This window comes from Mesorhizobium sp. CA5, assembly GCF_020165105.1.
Taxonomy (GTDB): Bacteria; Pseudomonadota; Alphaproteobacteria; order Rhizobiales; family Rhizobiaceae; genus Mesorhizobium.
On sequence record NZ_JAIUHJ010000009.1, the window covers coordinates 118,238 to 143,905 of the forward strand.

Consider the following 25,668-nt stretch of genomic DNA (forward strand, 5'->3'; position numbering starts at 1 on the left):
GCGGCGCATATAGCGTGGATAGAGAGCGGTGTCAGCCTTTGCGCTGCCCTCGTCGCGACATAAGCTGACACCATGCGTCCCACCATCCTCGATCCCTTGTTCGTTCCGATCACTTCGCTTGCCGGCGTCGGCCCGAAGGTCGGATTGCTGATCGAGCGTGTCGTGCCGGCCGACCTCGGCGATCGCGCTGCGCGCGCGGCCGACCTTCTGTTCGTGCTGCCCAACACCGTCATCGACCGCCGCAACCGGCCCGGCATCGCGCTGTCGGCCGAGGGGCAGATCGTCACGCTCGAGGTGCGCGTCGACCGCCATCAGCCGCCGCCGCGCGGCAACAGGTCGGTGCCGTACAGGGTCTACGCCCATGACGACACCGGCGAGGTCGCGCTGACCTTCTTCCATGCCCATGCCGCCTATCTGCAGAAAATGCTTCCCGAGGGCGAGCGTGTGGTGATCTCGGGCCGCATGGAGTGGTTCAACGGCCGCCCGACGATGGTCCATCCCGATCACATCGCGCCAATCGACGAGGCCGACGGTCTACCGTTGGTCGAGCCGGTCTATCCGCTCACCGCCGGCCTCTCGGCCAAGGTGCTGCGCCGCGCCATCGGCCAGGCACTAGGCCGCCTGCCGGAACTGCCGGAGTGGCAGGACGACGCCTTCATGCGCCGCCATACATTCCCGTCCTTCGGCGACGCGCTCGCCCGCATCCACTATCCGAAGGACCCGATCGACGTTGCCGTCGAAGGCTCGGCCTGGCGCCGTCTTGCTTACGACGAATTGCTCGCCGGGCAGGTTTCGTTGGCGCTGGTGCGGGCGAGAATTCGCCGTCTTTCGGGCCGGCCGCTTACCGGCGACGGCCGCATCGTCGAGAAACTGCGAGCTGCCCTGCCCTACAAGCTCACCACCAGCCAGGAATTCGCGCTCGGCGAAATCAACGCAGACCTCGCCGATGCCGAGCGCATGCTGCGCCTGCTGCAGGGCGATGTCGGCTCAGGCAAGACGGTGGTGGCGCTGCTCGCCATGGCGCGCGCGGTCGAGGCCGGCGGCCAGGCGGCCCTGATGGCGCCGACCGAGATCCTGGCGCGCCAGCATCTGGCGACGATCGCGCCGCTGGCGGAAAAAGCCGGCCTGCGCCTCGCTATCCTGACCGGGCGCGAGAAGGGCCGCGAGCGTGCCGAGACGCTTGCCGGTCTTGCCGGCGGCGAAATCGACATCGTCGTCGGCACGCATGCGCTGTTCCAGGAAAGCGTGACGTTTCACGACTTGGTGCTTGCCGTCGTCGACGAGCAGCACCGCTTCGGCGTTCATCAGCGCCTCGCCATCACCGCCAAGGGCGATGCACCCGATATGCTGGTGATGACGGCGACGCCCATTCCGCGCACGCTGGTGCTGACCGCCTTCGGCGACATGGACGTCTCGAAACTGACCGAGAAGCCGGCCGGCCGGCAGCCGATCCGCACCGTCACCTTGCCGATGGAGCGGCTGGATGAGCTGGTCGGCCGCATGCTTGATGCCGTCGCCGATGGCCAAAAGATCTACTGGATCTGCCCGCTGGTCGAGGAATCCGAAGAGATCAAGCTGATGTCGGCGGAGGACCGTTTTGCTTCGCTGAAACCGCTCTTCGGCGACCGGATCGGCCTCGTGCACGGTCGCATGAAGGGTGCGGAGAAAGACGAGGCGATGCGCGCCTTCAAGCAGGGCGAAACGCGCATCCTCATCGCCACCACCGTGATCGAGGTCGGCGTCGACGTGCCCGACGCCACGATCATGGTGATCGAGCATGCCGAACGCTTCGGCCTTGCCCAGTTGCACCAGTTGCGCGGCCGGGTCGGCCGCGGCGACAAGCCCTCCTCCTGCGTCCTGCTCTACAAGGAGCCGCTCGGCGAGACGGCCAAACGCCGGCTCTCGGTGATGCGCGAGACAGAGGACGGCTTCAAGATCGCCGAGGAGGACCTGAAACTGCGCGGCGAAGGTGAGTTGCTGGGCACCCGCCAGTCCGGCACGCCGGGCTTCCAGGTGGCGCGCCTCGAGTTCCATGCCGATCTGCTCGAAGCCGCGCGCGACGACGCACGTCTGATCCTGTCGCGCGACCCGGAATTGCAGTCCGAACGCGGCGGGGCGCTGCGGCTGCTGCTTTACCTGTTCGGCCGCGACGAGGCGGTGCGGCTGCTGCGCGCCGGCTGAGCGCCGAGCGGCGGATTGGCGAGCGGTCCTTCGACCGGTTCGCCATTCAGCGTCACCAGCTTGGCCTTGACCTCCGGCGCTACCATGCCGGCCGAGACGATCAGCTTGGCGCCGTCCTCGATCGACATGTCGAGCGGCACGATCTCGGATTTGTGGACATACATCAGGAAACCGGTGGTCGGATTGGGCGTGCAGGGCATGAACACCGCAATCAGCGGATCGCCTTCCTGGTCGAGCTTCTGGTTGATCTCGGTCTCCTTGTCGCTGGCGACGAAGACCAGCGACCAGACGCCCTTTCTCGGATATTCGACCAACCCGACCTGGCGGAACATGTCGCCCTTGTTCGACAGCACCGTCTCGAAAATCTGCTTCAGCGAGCCATAGATGCCACGCACCAGCGGCATGCGGCCAAGCAGCCGCTCGCCGAAATTGACAATGGCGCGGCCGACGATGTTCGCCGTCAGGAAACCGATCAGCGTGATCAGCACCAGTGCCACGATCAGCCCGAAGCCCGGAACCGGGAACGGTAGATAGGTATCGGGGTTGTAGCGGGCTGGGATATAGGGTTTTACCCAGGAATCGACCCAGCCGATCAGCGACCAGGCGATATAGACCGTGATCGCCAGCGGCGCGCAGACGATGAAGCCCGTCAGGAAATAATTCCTCAGCCGGGTCATGCCAGAGGTCTTCAGGGCGTCGGACATGAGTTCACCGCGGCGCAGGTTGCAACGCTGAGATTAGTGAACCGCGAGCCGGTTTGGAACTGCGAAGTTTTTAAAGAGCGATCGTCAGGCCGCTGTATCCAGCGGCACGGCGCGACCTACTCCACGGTCACCGACTTCGCCAGATTGCGCGGCTGGTCGACGTCGGTGCCCATGAAGACGGCGGTGAAATAGGCCAGCATCTGGATCGGCAGCGCGTAGATGATCGGCGAGATGATCTCCGGCACTTCGGGCAGGATGATCGTCTCCATCGTCTTGATGCCGGCCTGCGCCGCGCCCTTCTTGTCGGTGATCAGGATGATCTTGCCGCCGCGCGCCGCCACTTCCTGCATGTTCGACACGGTCTTTTCGAAGATGCGGTCATGCGGCGCAATCACGATCACCGGCATGTTCTCGTCGATCAGCGCGATCGGACCATGCTTCAGCTCGCCGCCGGCATAGCCTTCGGCGTGGATGTAGGAGATTTCCTTGAGCTTCAGCGCGCCTTCCATGGCCAGCGGAAAATTGGTGTCGCGGCCGAGATAGAGCACGTCCTTGTAGCGCGACAGCTCGCGCGAGATGCGCTCGATCTGCTCGTCAAGCTTCAGCACCCGGGTGGCGTAGCGCGGCGCCTCGGAAAGCTCGCGCACCAGCTGCTTTTCCTCATCGCGCGAGATCGTGCCGCGCGCCACGCCCGCGCGGACCGCGAGCGCAGCCAAGACGGATAGCTGGCAGGTAAAAGCCTTGGTCGAGGCGACGCCGATCTCCGGCCCGGCCAGCGTCGGCAGCACGACGTCGGATTCGCGCGCCATGGTCGATTCCCGCACATTGACGACAGCGCCGATTTTCATGCCGGCCTTGCGGCAATAGCGCAGCGAAGCAAGCGTGTCGGCGGTCTCGCCCGACTGCGAGATGAAGAACGCCGCGTCATTGGCCGAAAGCGGCATCTCGCGATAGCGGAACTCGGAGGCGACATCGATGTCGATCGGCAGCCGCGCATAGCGCTCGAACCAGTATTTGCTGATCAGCCCGGCGAGATAGGCGGTGCCGCAGGCCGAAAGCGCCAGGCGGCCGATCTTGGCGAAATCGAAGGGCAGGTCGAGCGGCTTCGACACCCCCGATGCGAAATCCAAGTAATGCGCCAGCGTGTGCGAGATCACCTCCGGCTGCTCATGGATTTCCTTTTCCATGAAATGGCGGCGGTTTCCCTTGTCGACCATGAAGCTGGTCGACAGCGACTGCTGGCGCTTGCGGTCGACCTGTCTGCCGTCGATGTCGTAGATGGTCACGCTTTCGCGACGCACGACCGCCCAGTCGCCGTCTTCGAGATAGGTGACCGCATTGGTGAAAGGCGCCAGCGCAATGGCGTCGGAGCCCAAAAACATCTCGCCCTCGCCATGGCCGACGGCCAAAGGCGGTCCGTTGCGGGCGCCGACGATCAGGTCCTCGTCGCCCTTGAACATGATTGCCAGGGCAAAGGCGCCGGAAAGCCGCTTCAGCGCCGCATGCGCGGCTTCCACCGGCTTCAGCCCCTTGGCGAGCTCGCGCGCCACCAGATGCGCGACGACCTCGGTGTCCGTCTGCGAAGAGAAAGAGTAGCCGTCGCGGGTGAGTTCGTCGCGCAGCTCGGCGAAATTCTCGATGATGCCGTTGTGGACAATGGCGACGCCCTCGGAAAAATGCGGATGCGCATTGGTCTCGTTCGGCACGCCATGCGTCGCCCAGCGTGTGTGGCCGATGCCGATCGTGCCGTCCAGCGGCTCGTCCTTCAGCCGGCGTTCGAGATTGACCAGCTTGCCCTCGGCGCGGCGGCGGCCGAGCTCGCCCCTTTCGATGGTGGCGACGCCGGCCGAGTCGTAGCCGCGATATTCAAGCCGCTTCAGCGCATCGACGATGAGCGGCGCGACTTGGCTTCGGCCAACGATTCCAACGATACCGCACATGGCGATTGCCCCCGATTCCCAGCAGAAAACCCAGCGCTATCTATGGATTGCCGGCCTGCCGTAAAAGTCACTTTGCGTTTCGTTCCATGTCACCGGGAACGGTTTTGTACCATTGGACATTCTCAGATCGCCCTTGCAATCCGGTTACCGCAAACGCTCGTCTTGTCGCTTAGACGGTTTGGCGGCGTTCATCACCATGTAAACATTTGTGGCCGGAGCATGTCATCGTTCGAACGACAAACGCCACGCCACAGTTGGCAAAGGCCCGTATGGCGAACGCTCCTTGGGGGCATTGCCTCGACTCGAGTTGGGCAGTTTATTTAACCTATGAGCAAAGCGACGAATACCGTAACGCTGTGGCGGCCGGTCGGACCGCAGGAGTTGACGCTGATCAAGGCTTCGGGCATGCGCGAATTTCCGCCGCGCCTGCCCGATCAGCCGATTTTCTATCCGGTGCTCACTGAAGCCTATGCTGTCCAGATCGCCCGCGACTGGAACGTGCAGGCGAGCGGTTCCGGCTTCGTCACGCGGTTTGAGGTCCTGAAAAGCTTCCTCGACGGCTATCGCGTCGAGCACGCCGGCAGCAGGGCGCATCTCGAATATTGGATACCCGCCGAAGACCTGCCTCAATTCAACAAGGCAATCGTCGGCGAGATCGTGGTAACGGCTGCTTTCGGCAAAATCACCGAAAGCACCACCTGAAACGCTATTCCGCCGCAGCCTTCTTCTTCGCCGCAGCGGCGGAAGCGAAGCGCTCGCGCAACTCCTTGCCCTTGCCGGGAACCGTCTTCTGGCGGGCGCGGCCGAAGGCCAGCGCGTCGTCGGGCACGCTTTCGGTGATCACGCTGCCGGAGGCGATATAGCCGCCCTTGCCGATCGAGACCGGCGCCACCAGCGAGGAATTCGAACCGACAAAGGCCCCCTCGCCGATATCGGTGAAGAATTTCGAGTAGCCGTCATAATTGCAGGTGATGGTGCCGGCGCCGATATTGGCTGCCGCACCCACGCGCGCATCGCCGATATAGGTCAGGTGGTTGACCTTGGCGCCCTCCTCGATCGTCGCCTGCTTGACCTCGCAGAAATTGCCGACCTTTGCCTTGTTTCGAAGATCCGCGCCGGGCCGCAGTCGGGCGAACGGCCCGACATCGCAATTTGAGGCGATCGTTGCGCCCTCGATATGGCTGAAAGCATGGATCTTGACGCCCGATGCGATCTTAACGCCCGGCCCGAACCAGACATTCGGCTCGACGATCGTATCGGTGCCGATCTCGGTATCGTGCGAGAAATAGACGGTTTCGGGCGCGATCAGCGTAACTCCTGACAGCATCGCCTCGCGCCGCCGGCGCGTCTGCCAGATGGCTTCCGCCTCGGCGAGTTCGGCCCGGTTGTTGATGCCGAGCGCGCTTTCGAAACTCGCTTCCGTCGCTACCACGTCGAGCCCTTCCGCGCCGGCGATCTCGACGATGTCGGTGAGATAAAATTCGCCCTTGGCGTTCTTGTTGCCGACCTTGTCGAGCAGCCGCAGCGCATGCTTGGCCGCAACCGCCATCATGCCGGCATTGCAGAAGCCGATCTTTTTCTCTTCCTCCGAGCAGTCCTTCTCCTCGCGGATGGCGATGAGATGACCGCCCTTTTCGATCAACCGGCCGTAGCCGGTCGGGCTTGGCGGACGGAAGCCGATGACCGCGACGGCGGCACCCTCCGCCAGCTTCTGCCGCGCGGCGGCCAACGCCTGCGCATCGATTAGCGGCGTGTCGCCGAACATCACGAGAATATCGTCATAACCCTTTGATATTGCTTCACGCGCCGCGAGGACCGCATGCGCGGTGCCGAGCCGCTTGTCCTGCACGAAAGTCTCCGCCTTTGGCGCAAATTTCTGCACCGCCTTGCGCATCTCGTCTGCGCCGTGGCCGATCACGAGCGCCACGCCGGTCGCACCGGCACCCTCAGCGGCTTTCACGACGTGAGCCACCATCGGCAGGCCGGCAATGGCATGCAGCACCTTGGGCATCGCGCTTTTCATGCGGGTGCCTTCGCCGGCGGCAAGGATGACAGACAGGCAGGATCTCTGGCTCATGGATGGGCAACCGTATGAAAAAGGTTTGAATCAACGCATATTAACAGCGTAGGCCATGCTGCACCAATGCGGTTAAATTCCGGTGAGATGGCAAAGCCAACTCTCCAAGTGCGAACGTCGGGTGTGATGCCCGATACAAAAGCACCGCCACGGTGGCGTCAGCCGGTTACACAGGTCAGGAAATATCCCCGGCCTGCTGGGGGTGCTGCGTCGCAAGCGGGATGGCGAAATCTCGTGAAGGCAAGGTCGAGCTGCATTTTCCGTTCCACATCGGCGACGGGCGGAGACTGGGAGAGATGGATACCATGCGCGTGGCGCGTCTGGAAGTTGGCGGGACATGGACGCGGAGCGGCACGCGTGCAGGCGCTTGGCCGAGCGGTGCGATGACCGTGCGGCGCCACCTCGCTGCGATCCTGGCTTGCGACGTGGTCGGTTATTCGCGCCTGATGGAGCGCGACGAGCGCTGCACGCTCGAGCGGCTGAAGATCTACCGCAAGGACCTCCTCGAACCGCTGGTCTCCGAGCATCAGGGTCGGATCGTCAAGCTCACCGGCGACGGCATGCTGTGCGAATTCGCGAGCGTCGTCAACGCGGTGACCTCGGCGATGGCGATCCAGCGGACCCTGGCAGAACGCGAGGCGGAGACCCCCGAGGAAGAGAGGATTCGCTTCCGCATCGGCGTCAATCTCGGCGACGTGGTTTGCGAGGAGGACGGCGACCTCTACGGCGACGGGGTCAACATCGCCGCCCGCCTCGAAAGCGTCGCCGATCCCGGCACCGTTGTCGTCTCGGGCACCGCCTACGACCACCTTCAGGGCAAGCTCGACTGCGGCTTCACGCCGCTCGGCGAGCTGCGCCTCAAGAACATCGAGCGGCCCGTGCGCGCCTACCGCGTCGAGTCCGACGCCAGCGCTGCCCCGCCTCCCCTGCCCGAGAAACCCTCGATCGCGGTTCTGCCTTTCACCAACATGAGCGGCGACCCCGATCAGGAATACTTCGCCGACGGGCTGGTGGAGGACATCATCACGGGATTGAGCCGAGTGAACTCCTTCTTCGTGATCGCCCGCAACTCGTCCTTCACCTACAAGGGCCGGGCGGTGGACCTGCGCCAGGTCGGGCGCGAGCTGGGCGTCCGCTACGTGCTCGAAGGCAGCATCCGCAGGGCAGGATCGCGGGTGCGTATCAGTGGGCAGTTGGTGGACGCGATCAGCGGACACCATGTCTGGGCCGACCGCTTCGAGGGCGATATGTGCGACATCTTCGACCTGCAGGACAAGGTGACCGAGAGCGTCGTCGGCGCTGTCGAGCCGAGCATCCGGCTGGAGGAAATCAAGCAGGCGCGCATGAAGCCGACCGACTACATGAGCGCCTACGACCTCTACCTTCGCGCGCTGCCGCGCTTCTACAGCATGACGCGCGAAGGCTTTGCCGACGTGCGTCGGCTCACCAACGAGGCGCTTAGCATCGACCCCGGCTTCAACTTGGCGAAGGCACTCGGCGCCTATATCCGCAGCATATCCGTGAGCCAGTGCTGGCACGAGCCCGAGGATACCCGGGTCGCCACGCGCATGGCGCGCGAGGTACTGGCGGAAGCGCGCGACGACCCCACGAGCCTGCGCTTCGCCGCGCAGGTGATCGCCTACAGCGCGAAGGACTACGAGATGGCGCTGGCCACGATCGAACGATCCCTGCTGCTCAATCCCAATTCGGCGCAGGGCCATACGAGCTGCGGTTGGGTCAACGCACATTCCGGCCGCCCGCTCGTCGCGATCGAGCACTTTCACAGGGCAATGCGGCTGAGCCCGGTCGACCCCGAGAAGGGCATCGCGCTCTCGGGCATCGGGATGAGCTACCTGATGCTCGAGCGCTACGAGGAAGCGCTGGCATGGGGAGAACGCGCGCTGCAGGAGATGCCGAACTACGGCTCCTCGCACCGGGTGGTGATTATGGCGCTGGTCAAACTCAACCGGCTGGAGGAGGCGCGGGCGGCGGCGCGGCGGCTGATGGAGGCGTTCCCGACCTACACGCTCACCCTGCAGAGACAGATCAACCCATGGCAGGACAAGGTGTTCGGCGAGCGTTACGTCGAGGCGCTGGGCATCTCCGGCGTGCAGGAGTGATCGTCGCGGCGGAAATTCCGGTGAGACGGCGGAGCAGGTGACTCGATGGGTTGTCTGAACATAGTGGTCGCCCCAGGTCTCCATAGCAAATTATGGAACACGAGATAGAGGGCACAGGACCCTTCGATGCTGATCTCTACAACGGGTTCACAGCTCGACTCTCTGCCAGCAACTAAACTACCCCAGCCTTCCCAGCACCGGGAAATTCTCCAAGAGCCAATAGGACGCGCTCTGCACGCCGCCGGTGAGGAAAAACACACCGGCGACGACCAGCAGCGCGCCGATTGCCTTCTCGACGCGACCGAGATGGACGCGGAATTTGCCGAGGAAGCGCATGAAGGCGCCGGAAAACAGCGCTGCGATCAGGAACGGGATGCCGAGGCCCAGCGAATAGGCGGCAAGCAGCAGCGCGCCCTCGCCAACGGTCTCGCGCCCGCCGGCCAAAGTCAGGATCGGCCCCAGCACCGGGCCGATGCAAGGCGTCCAGCCGAAGGCGAAGGCCAGCCCCATGACATAGGCCGCGATCATGCTGGCCGGCTTGCCCTGCGACTGGAAGCGCGCCTCGCGCGACAAAAGCGGAATGCGCAGGACGCCAAGGAAGTTCAGGCCCATGATGATGATCAGCACGCCCGCCGCCATCGCCAGCGGTTCCTGCCAGACGCGCAGCAGGCGGCCGATGGTCGAGGCGCCAGCCCCAAGCGCCACGAAGACGGTGGAAAAGCCGAGCACGAAGGCCACGGAAGCATAAAGCAGCGCGCCGCGCGCGCCTTCCTTTGCGGTCACGCTTTGATTGCCGCGGAAATCATCGACCGAAACACCGGCCATGTAGCAGAGATAGGGCGGCACCAGCGGCAGCACGCAAGGCGACAGGAACGAGATCGCCCCTGCCCCGACCGCGCTGACATAGCCGATGTCCAATGCCATCCAATGAGTCCCGATTGTGCTGGCGTCGATATAGCGATGCGGGCACGCCCGTGCCAATCACCATTGTGTGGCACGTCGCCGCTTTGCCGCAGGAGAGACAGGCATCCCAACGCGTTGACCGAACAAGCGCGCGATAGCCGCCCGCCCGGTTCGAGGCGCGCATACATCCATCCCCAAAAAATGTGATCTTTGCCATACACTCTAAGAGTGTATCGTCCGCGGCCGCTTCCCAAATTGGCCGCTTCCCCTTGACCGATGGCAAAAGCACGGCCATGTGAGCGACGAAAAGAGTGGGATTTCGTCGTGCGTCGCGGAGTTCTTCCGCCACCTCACAGCTGATTAAGAGACCTCATGGACGTCGTCGTCGTCGAATCGCCGGCCAAGGCGAAGACAATCAACAAATATTTGGGCAAGAACTATAAGGTTCTGGCCTCGTTCGGCCATGTTCGCGATCTGCCGGCCAAGGACGGCTCGGTGCGGCCCGACGAGGACTTCGCCATGTCCTGGTCGGTCGACACCGCGTCGGGCAAGCGCCTCGCCGACATCGCCAAGGCGGTCAAGGATGCCGACGGGCTGATCCTCGCCACCGACCCAGATCGCGAGGGCGAGGCGATTTCCTGGCACGTGCTCGAAGTCCTGAAGCAGAAGCGCGCGCTGAAGGACAAGCCGGTCAGCCGCGTCGTCTTCAACGCCATCACCAAGGCCTCGGTGCTGGATGCCATGGCCAATCCGCGCCAGATCGACGCGCCGCTTGTCGACGCCTATCTTGCCCGCCGCGCGCTCGATTATCTCGTCGGCTTCACGCTTTCGCCGGTGCTGTGGCGCAAGCTGCCGGGCGCCCGCTCCGCCGGCCGCGTGCAGTCGGTGGCGTTGCGCCTGGTCTGCGATCGCGAATCCGAGATCGAGCGCTTCATCCGCGAGGAATACTGGCAGATTGCAGCCATCCTCGGCACGCCGCGCAACGACAGTTTCGAGGCGCGGCTGACCGCGTTTGCCGGCAAGAAACTGCAAAAACTCGACATCGCCACCAAGGTTCAGGCCGACGACATCAAGGCGATGCTCGAAGGCGCGACCTTCAAGGCATTGTCGGTCGAGGCCAAGCCCACCAAGCGCAATCCCGGCCCGCCCTTCACCACCTCGACGCTGCAGCAGGCCGCCTCGTCAGGCCTCGGTTTTTCGGCCACGCGCACCATGCAGGTCGCGCAAAAACTCTATGAAGGCATGGACATCGGCGGCGAGACTGCCGGCCTCATCACCTATATGCGTACCGACGGCGTGCAGATGGCGCCTGAGGCGATCGAGGCTGCCCGCAGCGCCATAGTCAGCGAGTTCGGCGCCAAATACCTGCCGGAGAAGCCGCGTTTCTACACCACCAAGGCCAAGAACGCCCAGGAAGCCCACGAGGCGATCCGCCCGACCGATTTCAAGCGCACGCCGGCTTCCGTTCGGCAATATCTCGATGCCGACCAGGCCCGGCTTTACGAGCTGATCTGGAAGCGCGCCATCGCCAGCCAGATGCAGCCGGCCGAGATCGAACGCACCACGGTCGAGATCGAGGCGGTCAACGGCGCCCGCACCGCGGAGCTGCGCGCGATCGGCTCGGTCGTCCGCTTCGATGGCTTCATCGCCGCGTATACCGACCAGAGGGACGAGGACGCGGAGGACGAGGAGAGCCGCCGCCTGCCCGAGATCCGCTCCGGCGAGCAGCTTGCCCGTCAGGCGATCAACGCGACCCAGCACACCACCGAGCCGCCGCCGCGCTACTCCGAGGCGTCGCTGATCAAGAAGCTGGAAGAGCTGGGCATTGGCCGTCCCTCGACCTACACCGCGATCCTGAAGACACTCGAGGACCGCGACTACGTCACCATCGACCGTCGCAAGCTCGTGCCGCAGGCCAAGGGCAGGCTGCTCTCGGCCTTTCTCGAAAGCTTCTTCGAGCGCTATGTCGAATATGACTTCACCGCCTCGCTCGAGGAGAAGCTCGACGAGATTTCCGACGGCAAGCTCGCCTGGAAGGACGTGCTGCGCGACTTCTGGAAGGATTTCTCCGGCGCCGTCGACGACATCAAGGAACTGCGCGTCGCCGACGTGCTCGATGCGCTCAATGAAGAACTCGCGCCGCTGGTCTTCCCGGAGCGTGAGGACGGTTCCAATCCGCGCATCTGCCCGAAATGCGGCACCGGCAACCTGTCGCTGAAGCTCGGCAAGTTCGGCGCCTTCGTCGGTTGCTCGAACTATCCTGAATGCTCCTACACCCGCCAGCTGGGCGACGCCGCCAATCCCAATGGCGAGAACGGCAATGGCGAGGACGGCGTCAAGCTGCTCGGCAAGGATCCTTACACCGCCGAGGAAATTACCCTGCGCAGTGGCCGTTTCGGCCCCTATATCCAGCGCGGCGAAGGCAAGGAGGCCAAGCGCTCCAGCCTGCCCAAGGGCTGGACGCCCGACTCGATCGACCACGAGAAGGCGCTGGCGCTGCTGGGTCTGCCGCGCGATGTCGGCAAGCATCCCGAAACCGGCAAGATGATCTCGGCCGGCCTCGGACGCTACGGCCCGTTCGTGCTGCATGACGGCACCTATGCCAATCTGGAAAGCATCGAGGACGTGTTCTCGATCGGCCTGAACCGCGCCGTTTCGGTGATCGCCGAGAAGCAGCAGAAGGGCAAGGGTGGCCGCAACGGCGCCACGCCGGCGGCGCTCAAGGAATTGGGCGATCATCCCGACGGCGGCGGTAAGATCGTCGTTCGCGACGGCAAATATGGTCCGTACGTCAACTACGGCAAGGTCAATGCGACGCTGCCAAAAGGCAAGGATCCGCAATCGGTGACGATGGAAGAAGCGCTCGCCCTGATTGCAGAGAAGGAAGCCAAGGGCGGAGGCGGCAAGAAGCCCTTCCGCCGGGCAGCGAAGAAGGGATAGCAGGACGTGGCGCGCAGGATCTCCGGAAGAAGCCACGGCGATCCGCGCAACGCCGACACCAGGGCCAAGGTCAAGGACGACTATCGTCCGTCGCGTGACGAGGTCCTGCGCTACATCGCCGAAAATCCCGATCGCTCCGGCAAGCGCGAGATCGCCAAGGCCTTCGCGCTGCGCGGCGAGGACCGCATCTGGCTGAAAGACCTGCTGCGAGACCTTCAGGATGAAGGCCTCCTCAACAAGGAGCGCAAGCGCCTCACCCGCGCGGGCGCCGTGCCTCATGTCGCGGTGCTCGACATTTTCGGCCGCGACGATGACGGCGCACTTCTGGCGAACCCGAGCGAATATACCGGCGCCGGCTCGCCCCCCGTCATCGCTATCCGCATCTCGCGCGCCGCCGGCGGCCCGGTCCCCGGCATTGGCGACCGCGTGCTTGCCAAGACTTTCCCGACCGACGATCCGTCAGGCCCTGCCTATACCGGGCGGGTGATGAAGATCTTCGAGAAGCGCAGCGACGCCGTGCTCGGCGTCTTCCGCGTGCTGAAGGATGGAACGTTCCGCATCGAGCCGGTCGAACGGCGCCAGCCGGAACTGATCGTCGACAAGGAATTCCAGAACGGCGCCAGAAATGGCGATCTGGTGGAGGTGGAGCCGGCGCGGGCATCCCGTTACGGACTGCCCCGGGCAAAGGTGCTGGCGGTGCTGGGCTCGCTGAGCAGCGAGAAGGCGGTCTCGACGATCGCCATCCACGCCCACGACATTCCCCATGTCTTTCCTGCGGACGTGATTGCCGAGGCCGAAGCGGTGAAGCCGGCGACGCTCGATCACCGCGAGGACTGGCGCAGTCTGCCGCTGGTGACCATCGATCCGGCCGATGCCAAGGACCATGACGACGCGGTCTTCGCCACGCCCGACACGGACGAGAAGAATCCCGGCGGCGTTATCATCACCGTGGCGATCGCCGATGTCGCAACCTATGTCCGCTACGGCACGCCGCTCGACCGCGAAGCCCTGAAGCGCGGCAATTCGGTCTATTTTCCGGACCGCGTCGTGCCGATGCTTCCTGAACGCATCTCCAACGATCTCTGCTCGCTGCGCGAGGGCGAAGACAGGCCGGCAATCGCCGTGCGCATGACCTTCTCCTCGGAAGGCCGCAAACTCAGGCATTCCTTCCACCGCGTCATGATGAAGTCGGCCGCCAAGCTCGCCTACCCGCAGGCGCAGGCCGCGATCGATGGCGCGCCCTACGACAAGACACGGCCGATCCTCGACAGCGCTTTGAAGCCGTTATGGGACGCCTACGCCGTGCTCAGGCGCGGCCGCCAGTCCCGACAGCCGCTTGAGCTCGACCTGCCCGAGCGCAAGATCCTGCTGAAGCCCGACGGCACAGTCGACCGCGTCGTCGTGCCGGAGCGCCTCGACGCGCATAAGCTCATCGAGGAATTCATGATCCTGGCCAATGTCGCGGCCGCCGAGACATTGGAGGGCAAGAAAGAGCCGCTCGTCTACCGCATCCATGACGCGCCGTCGCTCGCCAAGCAGGAATCGCTACGCGAGTTCCTAGCAACGCTTAGCCTGTCCTTGGCGCGCGGCGCGCAGATGCGGCCGAGCCAGTTCAACGGCATTCTGGAGCGGGTGCGCGGCGCCGACAACGAGGCGCTGGTCAACGAAGTGGTGCTGCGCTCGCAGAGCCAGGCGGAGTACTCGCCGAAGAACATCGGCCATTTCGGCCTCAACCTCAGGCGCTACGCCCATTTCACCTCGCCGATCCGCCGCTACGCCGATCTGATCGTGCACCGCGGGCTGATCGCGGCGCTTGGCCTCGGGCCCGGCGGCCTGGCGCAGCAGGAGGCGGACCGGCTGGAAGAGGTCGCCGCGCTGATCTCGGCGACCGAGCGTCGCGCCATGGCGGCCGAGCGCGATACGGTCGACCGGCTGATTGCCGCCTATCTCGCCGAGCGCGTCAACGACACGTTCGACGCGCGCATCTCCGGCGTCACCAAGGCGGGACTCTTTGTCCAATTGCCGCAGTATGGCGCCGACGGCTTTATTCCGGTGTCAACTCTGGGCGGCGACTACTATATCTACGACGAAACCGCCCGATCGCTGTTCGGTGAACGCACCGGCAAGGGCTATCAGCTTGCCGATCGTGTCGAAGTTCGGCTGGTCGAGGTCGCGCCAATGGCCGGTGCGATGCGTTTCGAGATGCTGACCGACCCGAAGCCTCTGCCCGGCTCGAGGCGGTCGTTCCACAAGGCCAAGGGCCGCGCCCGCGCGTCGCAATCGCGCGTCGGTCCGCGCGGCAGGAGACGATAATGCCAGGTAACTTCCAAGTGCAAGAACAGGTCTTCGGCGGCGAGCATCATTCGGGCCGCGTCGCGCGTCCGCTGTGGACGGCGATCAAGCGCGGGATACTCGGCCGCTGCCCGCATTGCGGCAAGGGAAAGCTGTTCCGCGCTTTCGTGAAGCCCGTGGACAAGTGCGAGGTCTGCGGCGAGGAGCTGCACCACCATCGCGCGGACGACCTGCCCGCCTATCTGGTCATCGTCATCGTCGGTCACATCGTCGTTGGCGGCTTCATGGCCGTCGAGGCCGCGTCGACGCTGTCGACCTGGCAGCACGCGCTGATCTGGGTTCCGCTGACCATTATTCTGGCCGTCGCACTGCTGCAGCCGGTCAAGGGCGCTGTCATCGGCCTGCAATGGGCGCTTTATATGCACGGCTTCGGCGACGAGAAGGACGAATTCGAGAGCCATTAATTAAGCCAGGCCGCACCGCGGTCGGCCCTGGTGCAAAGGCCGCGACGCGCAAGCCACTTTCGCATCAAGGAAGTTTCCGCTAGGTCGAGCGCATGGAAGGAATGACCAAGGCGGATGTCGACAAGCTCGATAAGGCCCTGGCCGTGCGCAGCGGCCGGGCGCTGCGTCCGCGTGATGCCGCGACCCTCATTCTGCTCGATCGCCGGGACAAGGACGTCTTGGTGCTGATGGGCCGGCGTCATGCCGGGCACGCCTTCATGCCCGGAAAATTCGTCTTCCCCGGCGGCCGCACCGATCCCGCCGACAGCCGCGTTCCCGTCGCTGCCCCTCTGGGTGGTGAGGAAGAAGGCAAGCTGGCCGCAGGCCCCGGCCGTGCCAGCGCGGCGCGGGCCCGCGCAATCGCCCTGTCGGCGATTCGCGAAACCTATGAGGAAGCCGGCCTGCTGATCGGCCGCAAGGGCACCTTCTCGACCGCAAAGCGCGACTGGCAGGGTTTCGCCGAACACGGCGTGATCCCCTCGCTGGACGCGCTCCGCTTCGTCGCCCGCGCCATCACTCCGCCCAATCGCGTACGCCGTTTCGATACGCGTTTTTTCAGCGCCTGGCGCCACGACGTTGCCGTGGAATTACCCGGCGGCGGTCCGACGAACGAACTCGAAGAACTCGTCTGGCTGCCGCTTGCCGATGCCCGCAAGGCCGACATCCCCGACATCACCGGCATGGTTCTGGAAGAACTGGAAAGTCGGCTTGCCGAAGATCCACTGCTGCGGCCGGGGGGCGCCGTGCCGTTCTTCCGGCTCGTCCGCAACCGCTTCGTCCGCGAAGTCCTTTAGAAGCAGAGCATTTTGATCTCATGACGGTCGATACCCAACAACAGGGCGACGAACGCGTACACTGGCTGCCGATGGTCGCGGCGATCTCCTCGATCAGCGTCGTCGGCATCGCCATAGGCTTGGGCATGCCGCTGCTCAGCGTCATTCTGGAAAGCCGCGGCCATTCCGCTTCGATGATCGGTCTCAACACCGCTGTCGCCGGTCTCGCCTCGATTGCCGGCGCGCCGCTCGCTACGCCGCTTGCCATGCGGCTCGGCGTCGCCTGGACCATGCTGTTGATGATTGCCATCGGCGCGCTCGCCTTCGTCGGCTTCCATTTCGCGCCGGACTTCTGGATGTGGTTTCCGCTCCGCGTCGCCCTGCATATCTCGCTGACGGTGCTGTTCATCCTGTCGGAATTCTGGATCAGCACCTCCGCCCCACCGAACCGGCGCGGCCTTGTGCTTGGCATCTACGCCACCGTGCTGTCGCTCGGGTTCGCCGCCGGACCATGGCTGTTCGCCCATCTCGGCAGCACGGGCTTCCTGCCGTTCGGCGTCACCATAGCGCTGGTGACGCTTGCCGCCATTCCGGTGCTTGCGGCCCGCAACGAGAGCCCGAGCATCGTCGCCGACAGCGAAACCAGCCACTTCCTGCGCTACATCTGGCTGGTGCCGACCGCGACCTTCGCCGTGCTTGTTTTCGGCGCCGTCGAGACCGGCGGTTTCTCGCTCTTCCCCGTCTATGGCAGCCGTATCGGCTATTCGGAAGCCGACGCCGCGCTGCTTCTGACAATGATCGGGCTCGGCAATGTGCTTCTGCAGATCCCGATCGGCATGATCAGCGACCGCGTTTCCGACCGCCGCTACCTGCTGCTGGCCTGCGCCACGGTCGGGCTCATCGGCACGGTCTTCATGCCGTTCTTCGCACAGAACTGGCATCTGATGGCGGCCCTCCTGTTCGTCTGGGGCGGCGTCGTCGCCGCCATGTACACGATCGGCCTTGCCCATCTCGGCTCGCAGCTGTCCGGCCATGAGTTGGCATCGGCCAATGCTGCCTTCGTGCTCTGCTATGGTGTTGGCATGGTGCTGGGTCCGCAGGCGATCGGCATCGGCATGGATGCCTTCGGCCCATCCGGCTTCGGCTGGTCGCTGGCCTTCTTCTTCGCCGCCTACATGGCTCTGATCCTGGTCAGGCTGGTGCGCAAGATTCTCTAGGCGATGCCGCTGAAGCGTCGGGCATCCTGACATCACCGTGTCAGCAGCACCCCTGTTATAACCTGCCTCCGACGCGAGGTAGGAGAATTGCGATGGTCGACAGCGGCTTTGAAACCAGATCCCTCAGGATGGAACTGCTTCTGCTCGTCACATTCCAAGCGCCGGCCGCCGATGTCGAGCGCATCATGGAGGCCGTGGTGGCGATCACGCCGCTGCGCATGGGCAAGTATGACGCCAACGCCTATCAGTCGGCGCAAGGCATCGAGCGCTACCGGCCGCTCGAAGGCGCCGCGGCCGGCGCTGAGACCGAACTGCGCCGGCGACCCGGCACCGTCGAAGTGTCGTTCGAGATCGCCGACGACCAGGCGCTCGCCGCTCGTGTCGTCGAGGCGATATTCCAAGCCCATTCCTATCAGGAGCCCGTCATCCGCATCCAGCCACTGCTCGCCAGCCGTTCCAAGGGTCTTGACGACCGCGCCAATCCGAACCGCTGGTGGAACACCACGGGCGACTGGAAAAAGGCGGGGCAATTGGTCGAGCATAACGCTTGAGACGTGGACACGGGCCATGCCGAAATGAGGCGAAGAAGGCGCTCGGGCTTGACTTTCCGGGCGCGTTCTTTATGTGTCGCGCCAAGTTTCCCGCGTCCGGGTGTTTTCCCCGTGCTTCAGCGGCCAAAACTCCACGAACATTAACGGACGAAAATCATGGCCAAAGCCGCAAACATCAAGATCAAACTTCTGTCGACCGCCGACACCGGGTTCTTCTACGTCACCAGCAAGAACAGCCGTACCAAGACGGACAAGCTCTCGTTCCGCAAGTACGATCCGGTCGCCAAGAAGCACGTCGAGTTCAAGGAAACCAAGATCAAGTAATCTGGTTATCCCGAGAAATCGAAACGCCGCCCTCTGGGCGGCGTTTTTGTTTTAGGAAGGACCGGACGACAAAGGAGCCGTGCCACGATCAAGCACGGCGGTTCCGATGTCGGTTTTGAGAAAAGGGGGCCGGTCGGCGGTTGGCAGCGGTACGAGGAGGCCACTATGTGCCAGCGCCGGCCGGCCGACCCCACGGACCCAGGAGATGCGGCGGACCTGAGCATCATGGGGTATTTTTGGATCGAGCCGGCTACTCTACCCTCGCGCCGGCCTTGTCTTCTGTCTATGCGTCGCAGATTTGCGCAAGACCTCATAAAAATCAACCATTTCTTAACCACCGCTCACGAATCGCTTGGGTTAAGGTAAATTCGTAACCCTGTTGCAGCGCTGGAGAATCGTCGCCTTTATGCCGAGCACGTCTCCCGAAAGTGGAAACCGGATTCGGGATAAAGACAGGCGCGTGCGGGGTCTGAAAGATCGCGACGCGTCTTAGGCAGCCTTGGCGACCACCCTGTTGCGGCCGCCGCTTTTGGCCTCATAGAGCGCCAGGTCGGCGCGCTTCATCAGCGCAGCGACGCTGTCGGTCCCCTTCAGGAGCGACGACACGCCGACACTGACCGTGACCTCGATCGCCTTGCCGTCGGCACCGATGGCAAAAGCTGCCTGCGCGATCTCGGCGCGAATGCGTTCGGCCACCTTCTCGGCGACCGCGCCGTCGGTGTCCGGCATAACCACGACGAACTCCTCGCCGCCGAAGCGGCAGGCGAGATCGATGCCGCGCACATTCTTGCGCAGCCGCCGGGCGAACTCGCGCAGAACGTCGTCACCGCCGTCATGGCCATGGGTATCGTTGATCGACTTGAAGCGATCGAGATCGGTGATCATCACCGACAAGGGCCGCCGCCGCGCCACGGCGCGATCGAACAGTGTCTGCAGATGGCTGTCGAGGTAGCGGCGGTTGTGCAGCCCGGTCAGCCCGTCGATGACCGCCATCTCGATCGTTTGGACGACACTGGCGCGCAACTGATCGTTGTAGCGCTTGCGCCGCACCTGTGTGCGCAGGCGCGCCGTCAGCTCATGCTGGTCGATCGGCCGGATCAGGTAGTCATTGATGCCAAGTTCCAGACCACGCAGGATGCGGCCCTCCTCCCCCTCGTCTGCGAGCAGCATGATCGGCAGGAAGCGGGTGCGGTCGAGCGAACGCAGCTGCGAGCAGAGTCTCAGCGCATCGAAGTCGGAGAAGGCAGTCGAGATCAGCACGCATTCATACGCCGTCTCGGCCGCCTGGAAGAACCCCGCATTCGGGTCGGTCGCGACATCGAGCTCGGCGGTGTTGCGCAGCATCTTCTGGATGCGTTCGACGGAAGTTTTGCGCTCGTCGATGAGCAGCACCCGCGGCTTGGAGTCTTCGGTCGCAAAATCGCGGCTCAGAAGTTCCTCGATGCCGATATTGCGCGTGGTCGAGGCGCGCAGCCTGAGCTCGTCGGTCAGCGACTTCAGCCTGACCAGGCTCTTGACGCGTGTCATCAGCTGCAGGTCGTTGACGGGCTTGGTCAGGAAATCGTCAGCACCCGCCTCGAGGCCGCGTACCCGGTCCGACACCTGGTCGAGCGCGGTGATCATCACGACAGGGATATGCGAGGTCGCCGGATCGCTCTTCAGGCGCTTGCAGACCTCGAACCCGTCCATGTCCGGCATCATCACGTCGAGCAGCACGACGTCGACCTTGCCGTTCTCGCAGGTCTCGATCGCATCGGGGCCGTTATTGGCCGTCAGCACCTCGAAATACTCGGCAAGCAGCCGAACCTCCAGCAGCCGCACATTGGCGGGGATATCGTCGACGACGAGGATCCGCGCGGTCATCTCAAAACTCCGGTTCTGCTGGTCTCGGGCATCAGGCGTCGCCCAGATAGGATTTGATCGTCTCGATGAAGCGCGGCACCGAGATCGGCTTGGAAATATAGGCCTCGCAGCCGCCCTGGCGGATGCGCTCCTCATCGCCCTTCATGGCGAAGGCGGTGACGGCGATAACGGGGATCGAATGCAATTCGTCGTCTTCCTTCAGCCATTTGGTCACCTCCAGGCCGGACACTTCCGGCAGCTGGATGTCCATCAGGATGAGGTCCGGCCGGTGCTGGCGCGCGAGGTCGAGCGCCTCCAGGCCATTGCGCGTGCGAACCGTTTCGTAACCGCTGGCTTCGATGAGGTCCCGAAAGAGCTTCATGTTAAGCTCATTGTCCTCGACGATCATCACCTTCTTAGCCATCAGTTTCCCGTCCCGACCGCCCTCGAAGCCGAAGGCCGTCGCAATGCGTCCCCTTCGGACCGCACCCAACCCATTTCCACTCTAGCCCAATATGATTGACGAAACGGAAACCGGAGGTTGGAAAGCTGCACCAATTCCACCTTCGGACGTTGCATGGGAAAGAGCGGAGGCTTGCCGCAAGCGACGCTTGCCGTTACTGCGGAAGGAGACTCGAAAAAATCCACCATTGCAAAGGTAACGATGGCGAACGCAGCGTCAATGCGCGAGGAAGCGGAAACCATTGCCGTCAAGGCCCTGGCCTTCGTCGCCGGCGACCCGGAGCTTCTGCCCCGCTTTCTGGCGATCACCGGCATCGAGGCGAACTCGATCCGCAGGGCCGCAGCTGAGCCGGGCTTCCTTGCCGGCGTTCTGCAATTCATCCTGGCACACGAGCCGACGCTTCTGCGCTTCGCCGAGGAAACCGGCACGCCGCCAGCCGCCGTCGGCAAGGCGCTGCGCGCCCTTCCGCTCGGCGACGACGATCACGAGCGCTCGACATGAGCGACGATCCCGAGACGGCGCGGCAGATCGAAGAGCTTGCCGCCGACAATCGGCCGCTGCTGGTGCTCGACGTCGACGATGTCGTGCTCGAATTCGTCCGGCCCTTCCCGCATTTCCTGAAGTCGCGCGGCTTCGGGTTGACGCTGGCTTCCTTCCGCCTCACCGGCAACATCGCCGAGACGGCGAGCGGGCGGCTGATCGAGCAGCCGGAAGTGACGGCGCTGCTCGGCGATTTCTTCGACGCCCAGGCGGACTGGCAAAGCATCGCAGAGGGTGCGGCGGACGCGCTGGCGATGCTCGGCCGAAGCGCCGAGATCGTCCTGCTGACTGCCATGCCGCACAAGCACCGCGCCGTGCGCCGTGCGCATCTCGATGCGCTGGGGCTCAATTACCCGCTGCTGACGACGGAAATGGCCAAGGGACCCGCCATCGCGAAACTGCGCGGCGTCGGGGGCCGGCCTGTCGCCTTCGTCGACGACCAGCCTTCCAACCTGGTTTCGGCGCGCAACTCCGTGGCGGATGTCCATCTCTTCCATTTGATGGCTGACAACTCGCTGCGCGCCTTCCTGCCACCGACGCCGGAAGACATTATCTCGGTCGACGACTGGCGCGATGCGACGCCAAAGATCGCGGCCGCGCTCGGGCTTTAACCCAAGCACTCAGGGCTTCAGCTTCGCTCCGGCCCCACCATTGTCGCCGCCGTCCGAATCGTCTCCGCCGGTGGAATCATCCGTTCCGTCCGCGCCGTCATCGCCTGAGTTGTCATCCTGACCGGCGCTGTCGTCCTGGGCGGCGTCCGGTCCCTTCAGCATCGCGCCGTTGACCGTGACTGATCCATCGGCCTTGGTGTTGATCGTCCACTCCAGCCGGCCATCCGGCAGCGTCTTGCCAAAGCCTTTGACGGCCAGGGCAAAGGGGAAGGCCTGCGCCATCTGCTCATCGCTTTTGGCGGCTTCCTTCAAGGCATCGACGATCTTGTCATAGCCGGCGACATCGACGGTCACGCTCGCATCGGGTTTCTCGCCGGGAAAGGTCATCTCGCCTTCCAGCGCAACTTCGATGGCGCCGTTCTTCACCGTGCTGTGCGCGATCACGACCTTCGGATTCTTGGCCTTGAAATCGGCGACCAAAGCTTTGCCGAATTCATCCGACAGCGGCGGATTCTTATTGAGATCAAAGCCTTCGATCGCCTTTTTCGCCATCGTATCGAGATCGATATTGGCGCCGCCGAAATGCAGGTCGATGTCGGTGGGCAGCAATGGGGTGGTCCATTCCGGCAGGGTCTGATGCGGGATCGTCAGACCGGCAGCCTTGATCGCGTAATCGACCTTGCCGTTCTGGGAGATGCCGTCCATGCCGAATGCGGTGCTGAATTGCGTGGCGCCGAACTTGCCGACAGGGCTGTCGACCTCGAAATTCTTGAAGCCGTAATTGCCGTCGATCCTTTCCCAGATGGGCAGCGCGGCCAGCATAAGCGATTTGAGCTCAGCCTGGTTGGCCTTGAGCTTGGCTTCATCCTCATTGGCCACGGCAAAGGCAAGCAGGTCGAGCAGCGGCTTCGTCCGCACGCCCTTGCCGTTTGCGTCCACCGAAAGTTCCGGCGTCTTCAAGGTGAGCGGAAAATTCATCCCGCTGTCGGGATCGTTCACCTTGATCATCTCGACGAAGTCCGAGACTTTCTGCGTGGCCGTGAAGTCGACGCCGCCATTGGCGGATTTGGTCGCGGTAACGGTGGCGGTGCCGGCGCCAGTCGAGACATCTGCCTGCTGCTTGGCTTGCCGCGACGTCATGGTCATTCCGGCCAATGAGCTGGTCGCGCTGGTGAAGGCGGCCAGGGCCGGATCGTAGACGCTGGTCAGCTTGCCGTCCTTGATCGTGAACTCCATGCTCTGACGGCCTTCCGGTCCTTCGAACTCGAAGGATGCGCCTTGCGAGAAATTCGACGAGACGTCCCAGGATCCGTCGCTGCGCGGCTTCACCATCAGCGCGTATGGCGCCATGTCGAATTTAACAAGCTTCTGTTCCGGCAGCGCATTGACAAGCGCCTTGACGTCAAGCGCGATCTTGTAGGCGTCGCCCTCGACCGAAACCTTGAGCACGCCCTTGTCGAACGCCTGCTTGCCGAAATAGCGCGCCAGATTGTCGGAAAGAGCTTTGGCGCCTTGATTGTCGACGGTCTGGGCAAAAGCCGGCGCGCTGAGCGCGAGGGAAAAGGCAAATGGCAAAATACGCTTCACGTCAGTTCTCCGTGATTTCGGAAGACGAAATATTCATGCTTCTGGTAGGCAAGAAGCGTAACAGCCGCAAGACGCCGACTGTAGGCCAAAAGCTCATTCGGCTAAAGCGCCAGGCGCATCGGCGCGGCTAAAGCACCAAGCGCATCAGCGGCCGGCCGGGCTTGCGCTCCACCAGCCTCTCGAACCCGGCCTTCTCGAACACCCGCGACGAGCCGACGAAAAGCCCGATCGAGCGCGAATCCCGCGAGAGGTCGATGGGGCAGGCTTCCAGCAGCCTCGCTCTATTCTCGCGGGCGAAAGCGATACCGCCCTCGACGAGGCGATGCGTGATGCCCCGCCCCCTCGCCCTGGCGCGGATGAAGAAGCAGGAGATCGCCCAGACGGCCGGGTCGCCGGCATCGGCAGGATCGACCGGGGCCGAGCCCCTGCCCTGATTGTTCCACTCGGGCACATCGGCGCGCGGGCCGACCTGCATCCAGCCGACGGCCTTGCCGTCCTCGAAGGCGAGAAGTCCTGGCGGCGGACCGGCCTCGATTCGCGCCTTGATAAGATCCTTGTTGCGCTCCTTGTCGCTGGCGCGGCGTTCCGCCGGCGCCAGCCGGAAATGCGTGCACCAGCAGCCGTAACAGGCGCCTTGCTTGCCGAAGAGATCTTCGAAATCGGGCCAGCGCTCAGGAGTCAGCGGTGCTATGGTCGTGCTCATGCGTTCTCCCCAGGCCAAGCTTGTTGCCAGCCTTGCGCTGTCGTACCATTGCATTTGTTCTCTTTATGTTCGCAGCGATGGCGGCTCCTGTCAACAATCCCGAACACGGTTTTTGCCGTGACTGCCTGGCGCTCCAGCGCGGCGAGACGCGTCGCTGCGATCGCTGCGGCAGCCCGCGCCTTGTCCGTCACGCCGAACTCTACCGGCTGCGGATCGCCCATATCGATTGCGACGCCTTCTACGCGGCGGTCGAGAAGCGTGACAATCCCGCGCTGAAGGACAGGCCTGTCATCATCGGCGGCGGCCGGCGCGGCGTCGTTTCCACCGCCTGCTATATCGCCCGCATCCAGGGCGTCCGCTCGGCCATGCCGATGTTCAAGGCGCTCGAACTGTGCCCCGAAGCGGTGGTGATCCCGCCCGACATGGAAAAATATGTCGGTGTCGGCCGCCAGGTGCGCGCGTTGATGCTGGCGCTGACGCCGCAGGTCGAGCCGCTGTCGATCGACGAGGCCTTTCTCGACCTCGCCGGCACCGAGCGGCTGCACGGCATGCCGCCGGCGCTGGTGCTGGGCCGCTTCGCGCAGACGGTGGAAAAGGAGCTCGGCATCACCGTTTCGGCCGGCCTCTCCTACTGCAAGTTCCTGGCGAAAATTGCCTCGGACCTCCGCAAGCCGCGCGGCTTTTCCGTGATCGGCGAAGCCGAGGCGCCAAGCTTCCTCGCCGCGCAGCCGGTGACGATGATCTGGGGTGTCGGCAAGGCGCTGGCCGCGACGCTGGAGCGCGACGGCATCCGCATGATCGCGCAGCTGCAGCGCATGGAGCGCGGCGACCTGATGCGCCGCTATGGCGTGATGGGCGACCGGCTCTACCGCCTGTCGCGAGGCGAGGACGACCGCCCGGTCGATCCGGACGGCGATGCCAAGAGCGTCTCGGCCGAAACCACCTTCGACAACGACATCGGAGCCTTGGCGGAGCTGGTGCCGGTGCTGCGCGGGCTGTCGGAAAAGGTCTCGGCGCGACTGAAGAGATCCGGCATCGCCGGCCGCACCGTGGTGCTGAAGCTGAAGACGCAGGATTTCAAGATACGGACCCGCAATCGCCAGCTCGGCGACCCGACGCGCCTGGCCGACCGCATTTTCCAGACTGGGCTCGACCTGTTGCGCCGCGAGGCCGACGGCACAAAATTCCGCCTGCTCGGAATCGGCGTCAGCGACCTCTCCGACGACCAAAAGGCCGATCCGCCGGATCTGGTCGACGTGCAGTCGCGCAAGCGCGCGCTTGCCGAAGGCGCGATGGACACGCTGCGCGACAAGTTCGGCAGGAAAGCCGTCGAGACCGGCTATACATTCGGCAAGGGCCGCGCCGCCAATCCGCCCGAGCCGCTGGAAGATTGAAGG

The 25,668-nt window shown here is 64.0% G+C and carries 21 protein-coding genes; 13 read left to right on the forward strand and 8 right to left on the reverse strand.

Translation table 11 applies throughout. The features are described from left to right. Window positions 1-72: 72 nt before the first annotated feature. Complete coding sequence (recG, locus tag LB529_RS14065; protein WP_224711397.1) at window positions 73-2,181, forward strand: ATP-dependent DNA helicase RecG; 2,109 nt, start codon at window positions 73-75, stop codon at window positions 2,179-2,181. On the opposite strand, the gene LB529_RS14070 is transcribed toward recG, so the two are convergent. Both LB529_RS14070 and glmS read right to left on the reverse strand, forming a co-directional pair. Beyond that, window positions 2,133-2,885, reverse strand: coding sequence for a DUF502 domain-containing protein (locus LB529_RS14070; protein WP_224525452.1), 753 nt, complete (start codon window positions 2,883-2,885; stop codon window positions 2,133-2,135). The two genes, recG and LB529_RS14070, sit on opposite strands and share 49 nt — an antisense overlap. 116 nt (window positions 2,886-3,001) lie before the next feature. Next, entirely contained in the window at window positions 3,002-4,825 is a 1,824-nt protein-coding gene (glmS, locus tag LB529_RS14075) for a glutamine--fructose-6-phosphate transaminase (isomerizing) (RefSeq protein ID WP_095765116.1), read from the reverse strand. A gap of 327 nt (window positions 4,826-5,152) precedes the next feature. Between glmS and LB529_RS14080 the strand changes: the two genes are divergently transcribed. Continuing rightward, window positions 5,153-5,527 carry an ADP-ribosylation/crystallin J1 gene (locus LB529_RS14080; protein ID WP_224525448.1) on the forward strand — a complete coding sequence of 125 codons (375 nt, stop codon included), beginning with the start codon at window positions 5,153-5,155 and terminating at the stop codon, window positions 5,525-5,527. 4 nt (window positions 5,528-5,531) lie between these two features. On the opposite strand, the gene glmU is transcribed toward LB529_RS14080, so the two are convergent. Beyond that, complete coding sequence (gene glmU, locus LB529_RS14085; protein WP_224711398.1) at window positions 5,532-6,902, reverse strand: bifunctional UDP-N-acetylglucosamine diphosphorylase/glucosamine-1-phosphate N-acetyltransferase GlmU; 1,371 nt, start codon at window positions 6,900-6,902, stop codon at window positions 5,532-5,534. Between the two features lie 221 nt (window positions 6,903-7,123). On the opposite strand from glmU, the gene LB529_RS14090 reads away from it, so the two are divergent. Beyond that, window positions 7,124-9,022, forward strand: a complete 1,899-nt coding sequence (locus LB529_RS14090; RefSeq protein ID WP_224711399.1) for an adenylate/guanylate cyclase domain-containing protein — start codon at window positions 7,124-7,126, stop codon at window positions 9,020-9,022. 177 nt (window positions 9,023-9,199) lie between these two features. Here LB529_RS14090 and LB529_RS14095 read toward each other — a convergent pair whose 3' ends face one another. Continuing rightward, window positions 9,200-9,946, reverse strand: coding sequence for a cytochrome c biogenesis CcdA family protein (locus LB529_RS14095; protein WP_224711400.1), 747 nt, complete (start codon window positions 9,944-9,946; stop codon window positions 9,200-9,202). A gap of 351 nt (window positions 9,947-10,297) precedes the next feature. On the opposite strand from LB529_RS14095, the gene topA reads away from it, so the two are divergent. The 7 genes from topA to rpmG all read left to right on the forward strand — a co-directional run bounded on the left by topA (window position 10,298) and on the right by rpmG (window position 18,525). Continuing rightward, the gene (gene topA, locus LB529_RS14100; protein WP_224711401.1) at window positions 10,298-12,865 is read left to right on the forward strand and encodes a type I DNA topoisomerase; all 2,568 of its coding nucleotides are present in this window, start codon (window positions 10,298-10,300) and stop codon (window positions 12,863-12,865) included. A gap of 6 nt (window positions 12,866-12,871) precedes the next feature. After that, window positions 12,872-15,178, forward strand: coding sequence for a ribonuclease R (rnr, locus tag LB529_RS14105; RefSeq protein WP_224711402.1), 2,307 nt, complete (start codon window positions 12,872-12,874; stop codon window positions 15,176-15,178). Beyond that, a complete protein-coding gene (locus LB529_RS14110) occupies window positions 15,178-15,621 on the forward strand; it encodes a DUF983 domain-containing protein (RefSeq protein ID WP_140840323.1) in 444 nt (147 codons plus the stop codon). The genes rnr and LB529_RS14110 overlap by 1 nt, the downstream gene beginning before the upstream one ends. 92 nt (window positions 15,622-15,713) lie before the next feature. After that, window positions 15,714-16,454 carry an NUDIX hydrolase gene (locus tag LB529_RS14115; RefSeq protein WP_095765108.1) on the forward strand — a complete coding sequence of 247 codons (741 nt, stop codon included), beginning with the start codon at window positions 15,714-15,716 and terminating at the stop codon, window positions 16,452-16,454. Between the two features lie 20 nt (window positions 16,455-16,474). Next, on the forward strand, window positions 16,475-17,650 hold the full coding sequence (locus LB529_RS14120; RefSeq protein ID WP_224602661.1) for an MFS transporter: 1,176 nt from the start codon (window positions 16,475-16,477) through the stop codon (window positions 17,648-17,650). A gap of 92 nt (window positions 17,651-17,742) precedes the next feature. Then, window positions 17,743-18,201 (forward strand): hypothetical protein, encoded by a 459-nt coding sequence (locus tag LB529_RS14125; RefSeq protein ID WP_224601585.1) that lies wholly within the window; start codon window positions 17,743-17,745, stop codon window positions 18,199-18,201. A gap of 156 nt (window positions 18,202-18,357) precedes the next feature. Then, window positions 18,358-18,525 (forward strand): 50S ribosomal protein L33, encoded by a 168-nt coding sequence (gene rpmG, locus LB529_RS14130; protein ID WP_006201775.1) that lies wholly within the window; start codon window positions 18,358-18,360, stop codon window positions 18,523-18,525. 489 nt (window positions 18,526-19,014) lie between these two features. Here the strand turns inward: rpmG and LB529_RS14135 are convergent, their stop codons facing one another. Together LB529_RS14135 and LB529_RS14140 are read right to left on the reverse strand one after the other, a co-directional pair. Continuing rightward, window positions 19,015-20,388 carry a PleD family two-component system response regulator gene (locus LB529_RS14135; protein ID WP_224711403.1) on the reverse strand — a complete coding sequence of 458 codons (1,374 nt, stop codon included), beginning with the start codon at window positions 20,386-20,388 and terminating at the stop codon, window positions 19,015-19,017. A 31-nt stretch (window positions 20,389-20,419) separates the two neighbouring features. Continuing rightward, entirely contained in the window at window positions 20,420-20,791 is a 372-nt protein-coding gene (locus LB529_RS14140) for a response regulator (RefSeq protein WP_027166515.1), read from the reverse strand. Window positions 20,792-21,031: 240 nt separating this feature from the next. On the opposite strand from LB529_RS14140, the gene LB529_RS14145 reads away from it, so the two are divergent. Next, complete coding sequence (locus tag LB529_RS14145; RefSeq protein ID WP_224711404.1) at window positions 21,032-21,331, forward strand: DUF3572 domain-containing protein; 300 nt, start codon at window positions 21,032-21,034, stop codon at window positions 21,329-21,331. Beyond that, window positions 21,328-21,981 carry a hypothetical protein gene (locus tag LB529_RS14150; protein WP_224711405.1) on the forward strand — a complete coding sequence of 218 codons (654 nt, stop codon included), beginning with the start codon at window positions 21,328-21,330 and terminating at the stop codon, window positions 21,979-21,981. Before LB529_RS14145 ends, LB529_RS14150 begins: the two co-directional genes overlap by 4 nt. 9 nt (window positions 21,982-21,990) lie before the next feature. On the opposite strand, the gene LB529_RS14155 is transcribed toward LB529_RS14150, so the two are convergent. Beyond that, entirely contained in the window at window positions 21,991-23,568 is a 1,578-nt protein-coding gene (locus LB529_RS14155; RefSeq protein WP_224711406.1) for a hypothetical protein, read from the reverse strand. 127 nt (window positions 23,569-23,695) lie between these two features. Then, complete coding sequence (locus LB529_RS14160; protein WP_224711407.1) at window positions 23,696-24,271, reverse strand: GNAT family N-acetyltransferase; 576 nt, start codon at window positions 24,269-24,271, stop codon at window positions 23,696-23,698. Window positions 24,272-24,336: 65 nt separating this feature from the next. Between LB529_RS14160 and LB529_RS14165 the strand changes: the two genes are divergently transcribed. Beyond that, window positions 24,337-25,665, forward strand: coding sequence for a DNA polymerase IV (locus tag LB529_RS14165; RefSeq protein WP_224711408.1), 1,329 nt, complete (start codon window positions 24,337-24,339; stop codon window positions 25,663-25,665). The last annotated feature ends 3 nt before the right edge of the window (window positions 25,666-25,668 follow it).

Excerpts from the sequence above, each read along its gene's own strand:
- LB529_RS14090 (WP_224711399.1), top strand. The coding sequence starts at position 7,124 with ATGGCGAAATCTCGTGAAGGCAAGGTCGAGCTGCATTTTCCGTTCCAC.
- LB529_RS14145 (WP_224711404.1), top strand. The coding sequence starts at position 21,032 with ATGGCGAACGCAGCGTCAATGCGCGAGGAAGCGGAAACCATTGCCGTC.
- LB529_RS14150 (WP_224711405.1), top strand. The coding sequence starts at position 21,328 with ATGAGCGACGATCCCGAGACGGCGCGGCAGATCGAAGAGCTTGCCGCC.
- glmS (WP_095765116.1), bottom strand. The coding sequence starts at position 4,825 with ATGTGCGGTATCGTTGGAATCGTTGGCCGAAGCCAAGTCGCGCCGCTC.
- LB529_RS14160 (WP_224711407.1), bottom strand. The coding sequence starts at position 24,271 with ATGAGCACGACCATAGCACCGCTGACTCCTGAGCGCTGGCCCGATTTC.
- glmU (WP_224711398.1), bottom strand. The coding sequence starts at position 6,902 with ATGAGCCAGAGATCCTGCCTGTCTGTCATCCTTGCCGCCGGCGAAGGC.
- recG (WP_224711397.1), top strand. The coding sequence starts at position 73 with ATGCGTCCCACCATCCTCGATCCCTTGTTCGTTCCGATCACTTCGCTT.
- LB529_RS14125 (WP_224601585.1), top strand. The coding sequence starts at position 17,743 with ATGGTCGACAGCGGCTTTGAAACCAGATCCCTCAGGATGGAACTGCTT.
- LB529_RS14110 (WP_140840323.1), top strand. The coding sequence starts at position 15,178 with ATGCCAGGTAACTTCCAAGTGCAAGAACAGGTCTTCGGCGGCGAGCAT.
- LB529_RS14165 (WP_224711408.1), top strand. The coding sequence starts at position 24,337 with ATGTTCGCAGCGATGGCGGCTCCTGTCAACAATCCCGAACACGGTTTT.
- LB529_RS14135 (WP_224711403.1), bottom strand. The coding sequence starts at position 20,388 with ATGACCGCGCGGATCCTCGTCGTCGACGATATCCCCGCCAATGTGCGG.
- rpmG (WP_006201775.1), top strand. The coding sequence starts at position 18,358 with ATGGCCAAAGCCGCAAACATCAAGATCAAACTTCTGTCGACCGCCGAC.
- LB529_RS14095 (WP_224711400.1), bottom strand. The coding sequence starts at position 9,946 with ATGGCATTGGACATCGGCTATGTCAGCGCGGTCGGGGCAGGGGCGATC.
- LB529_RS14115 (WP_095765108.1), top strand. The coding sequence starts at position 15,714 with ATGGAAGGAATGACCAAGGCGGATGTCGACAAGCTCGATAAGGCCCTG.
- LB529_RS14070 (WP_224525452.1), bottom strand. The coding sequence starts at position 2,885 with ATGTCCGACGCCCTGAAGACCTCTGGCATGACCCGGCTGAGGAATTAT.
- LB529_RS14080 (WP_224525448.1), top strand. The coding sequence starts at position 5,153 with ATGAGCAAAGCGACGAATACCGTAACGCTGTGGCGGCCGGTCGGACCG.
- LB529_RS14140 (WP_027166515.1), bottom strand. The coding sequence starts at position 20,791 with ATGGCTAAGAAGGTGATGATCGTCGAGGACAATGAGCTTAACATGAAG.
- topA (WP_224711401.1), top strand. The coding sequence starts at position 10,298 with ATGGACGTCGTCGTCGTCGAATCGCCGGCCAAGGCGAAGACAATCAAC.
- LB529_RS14120 (WP_224602661.1), top strand. The coding sequence starts at position 16,475 with ATGACGGTCGATACCCAACAACAGGGCGACGAACGCGTACACTGGCTG.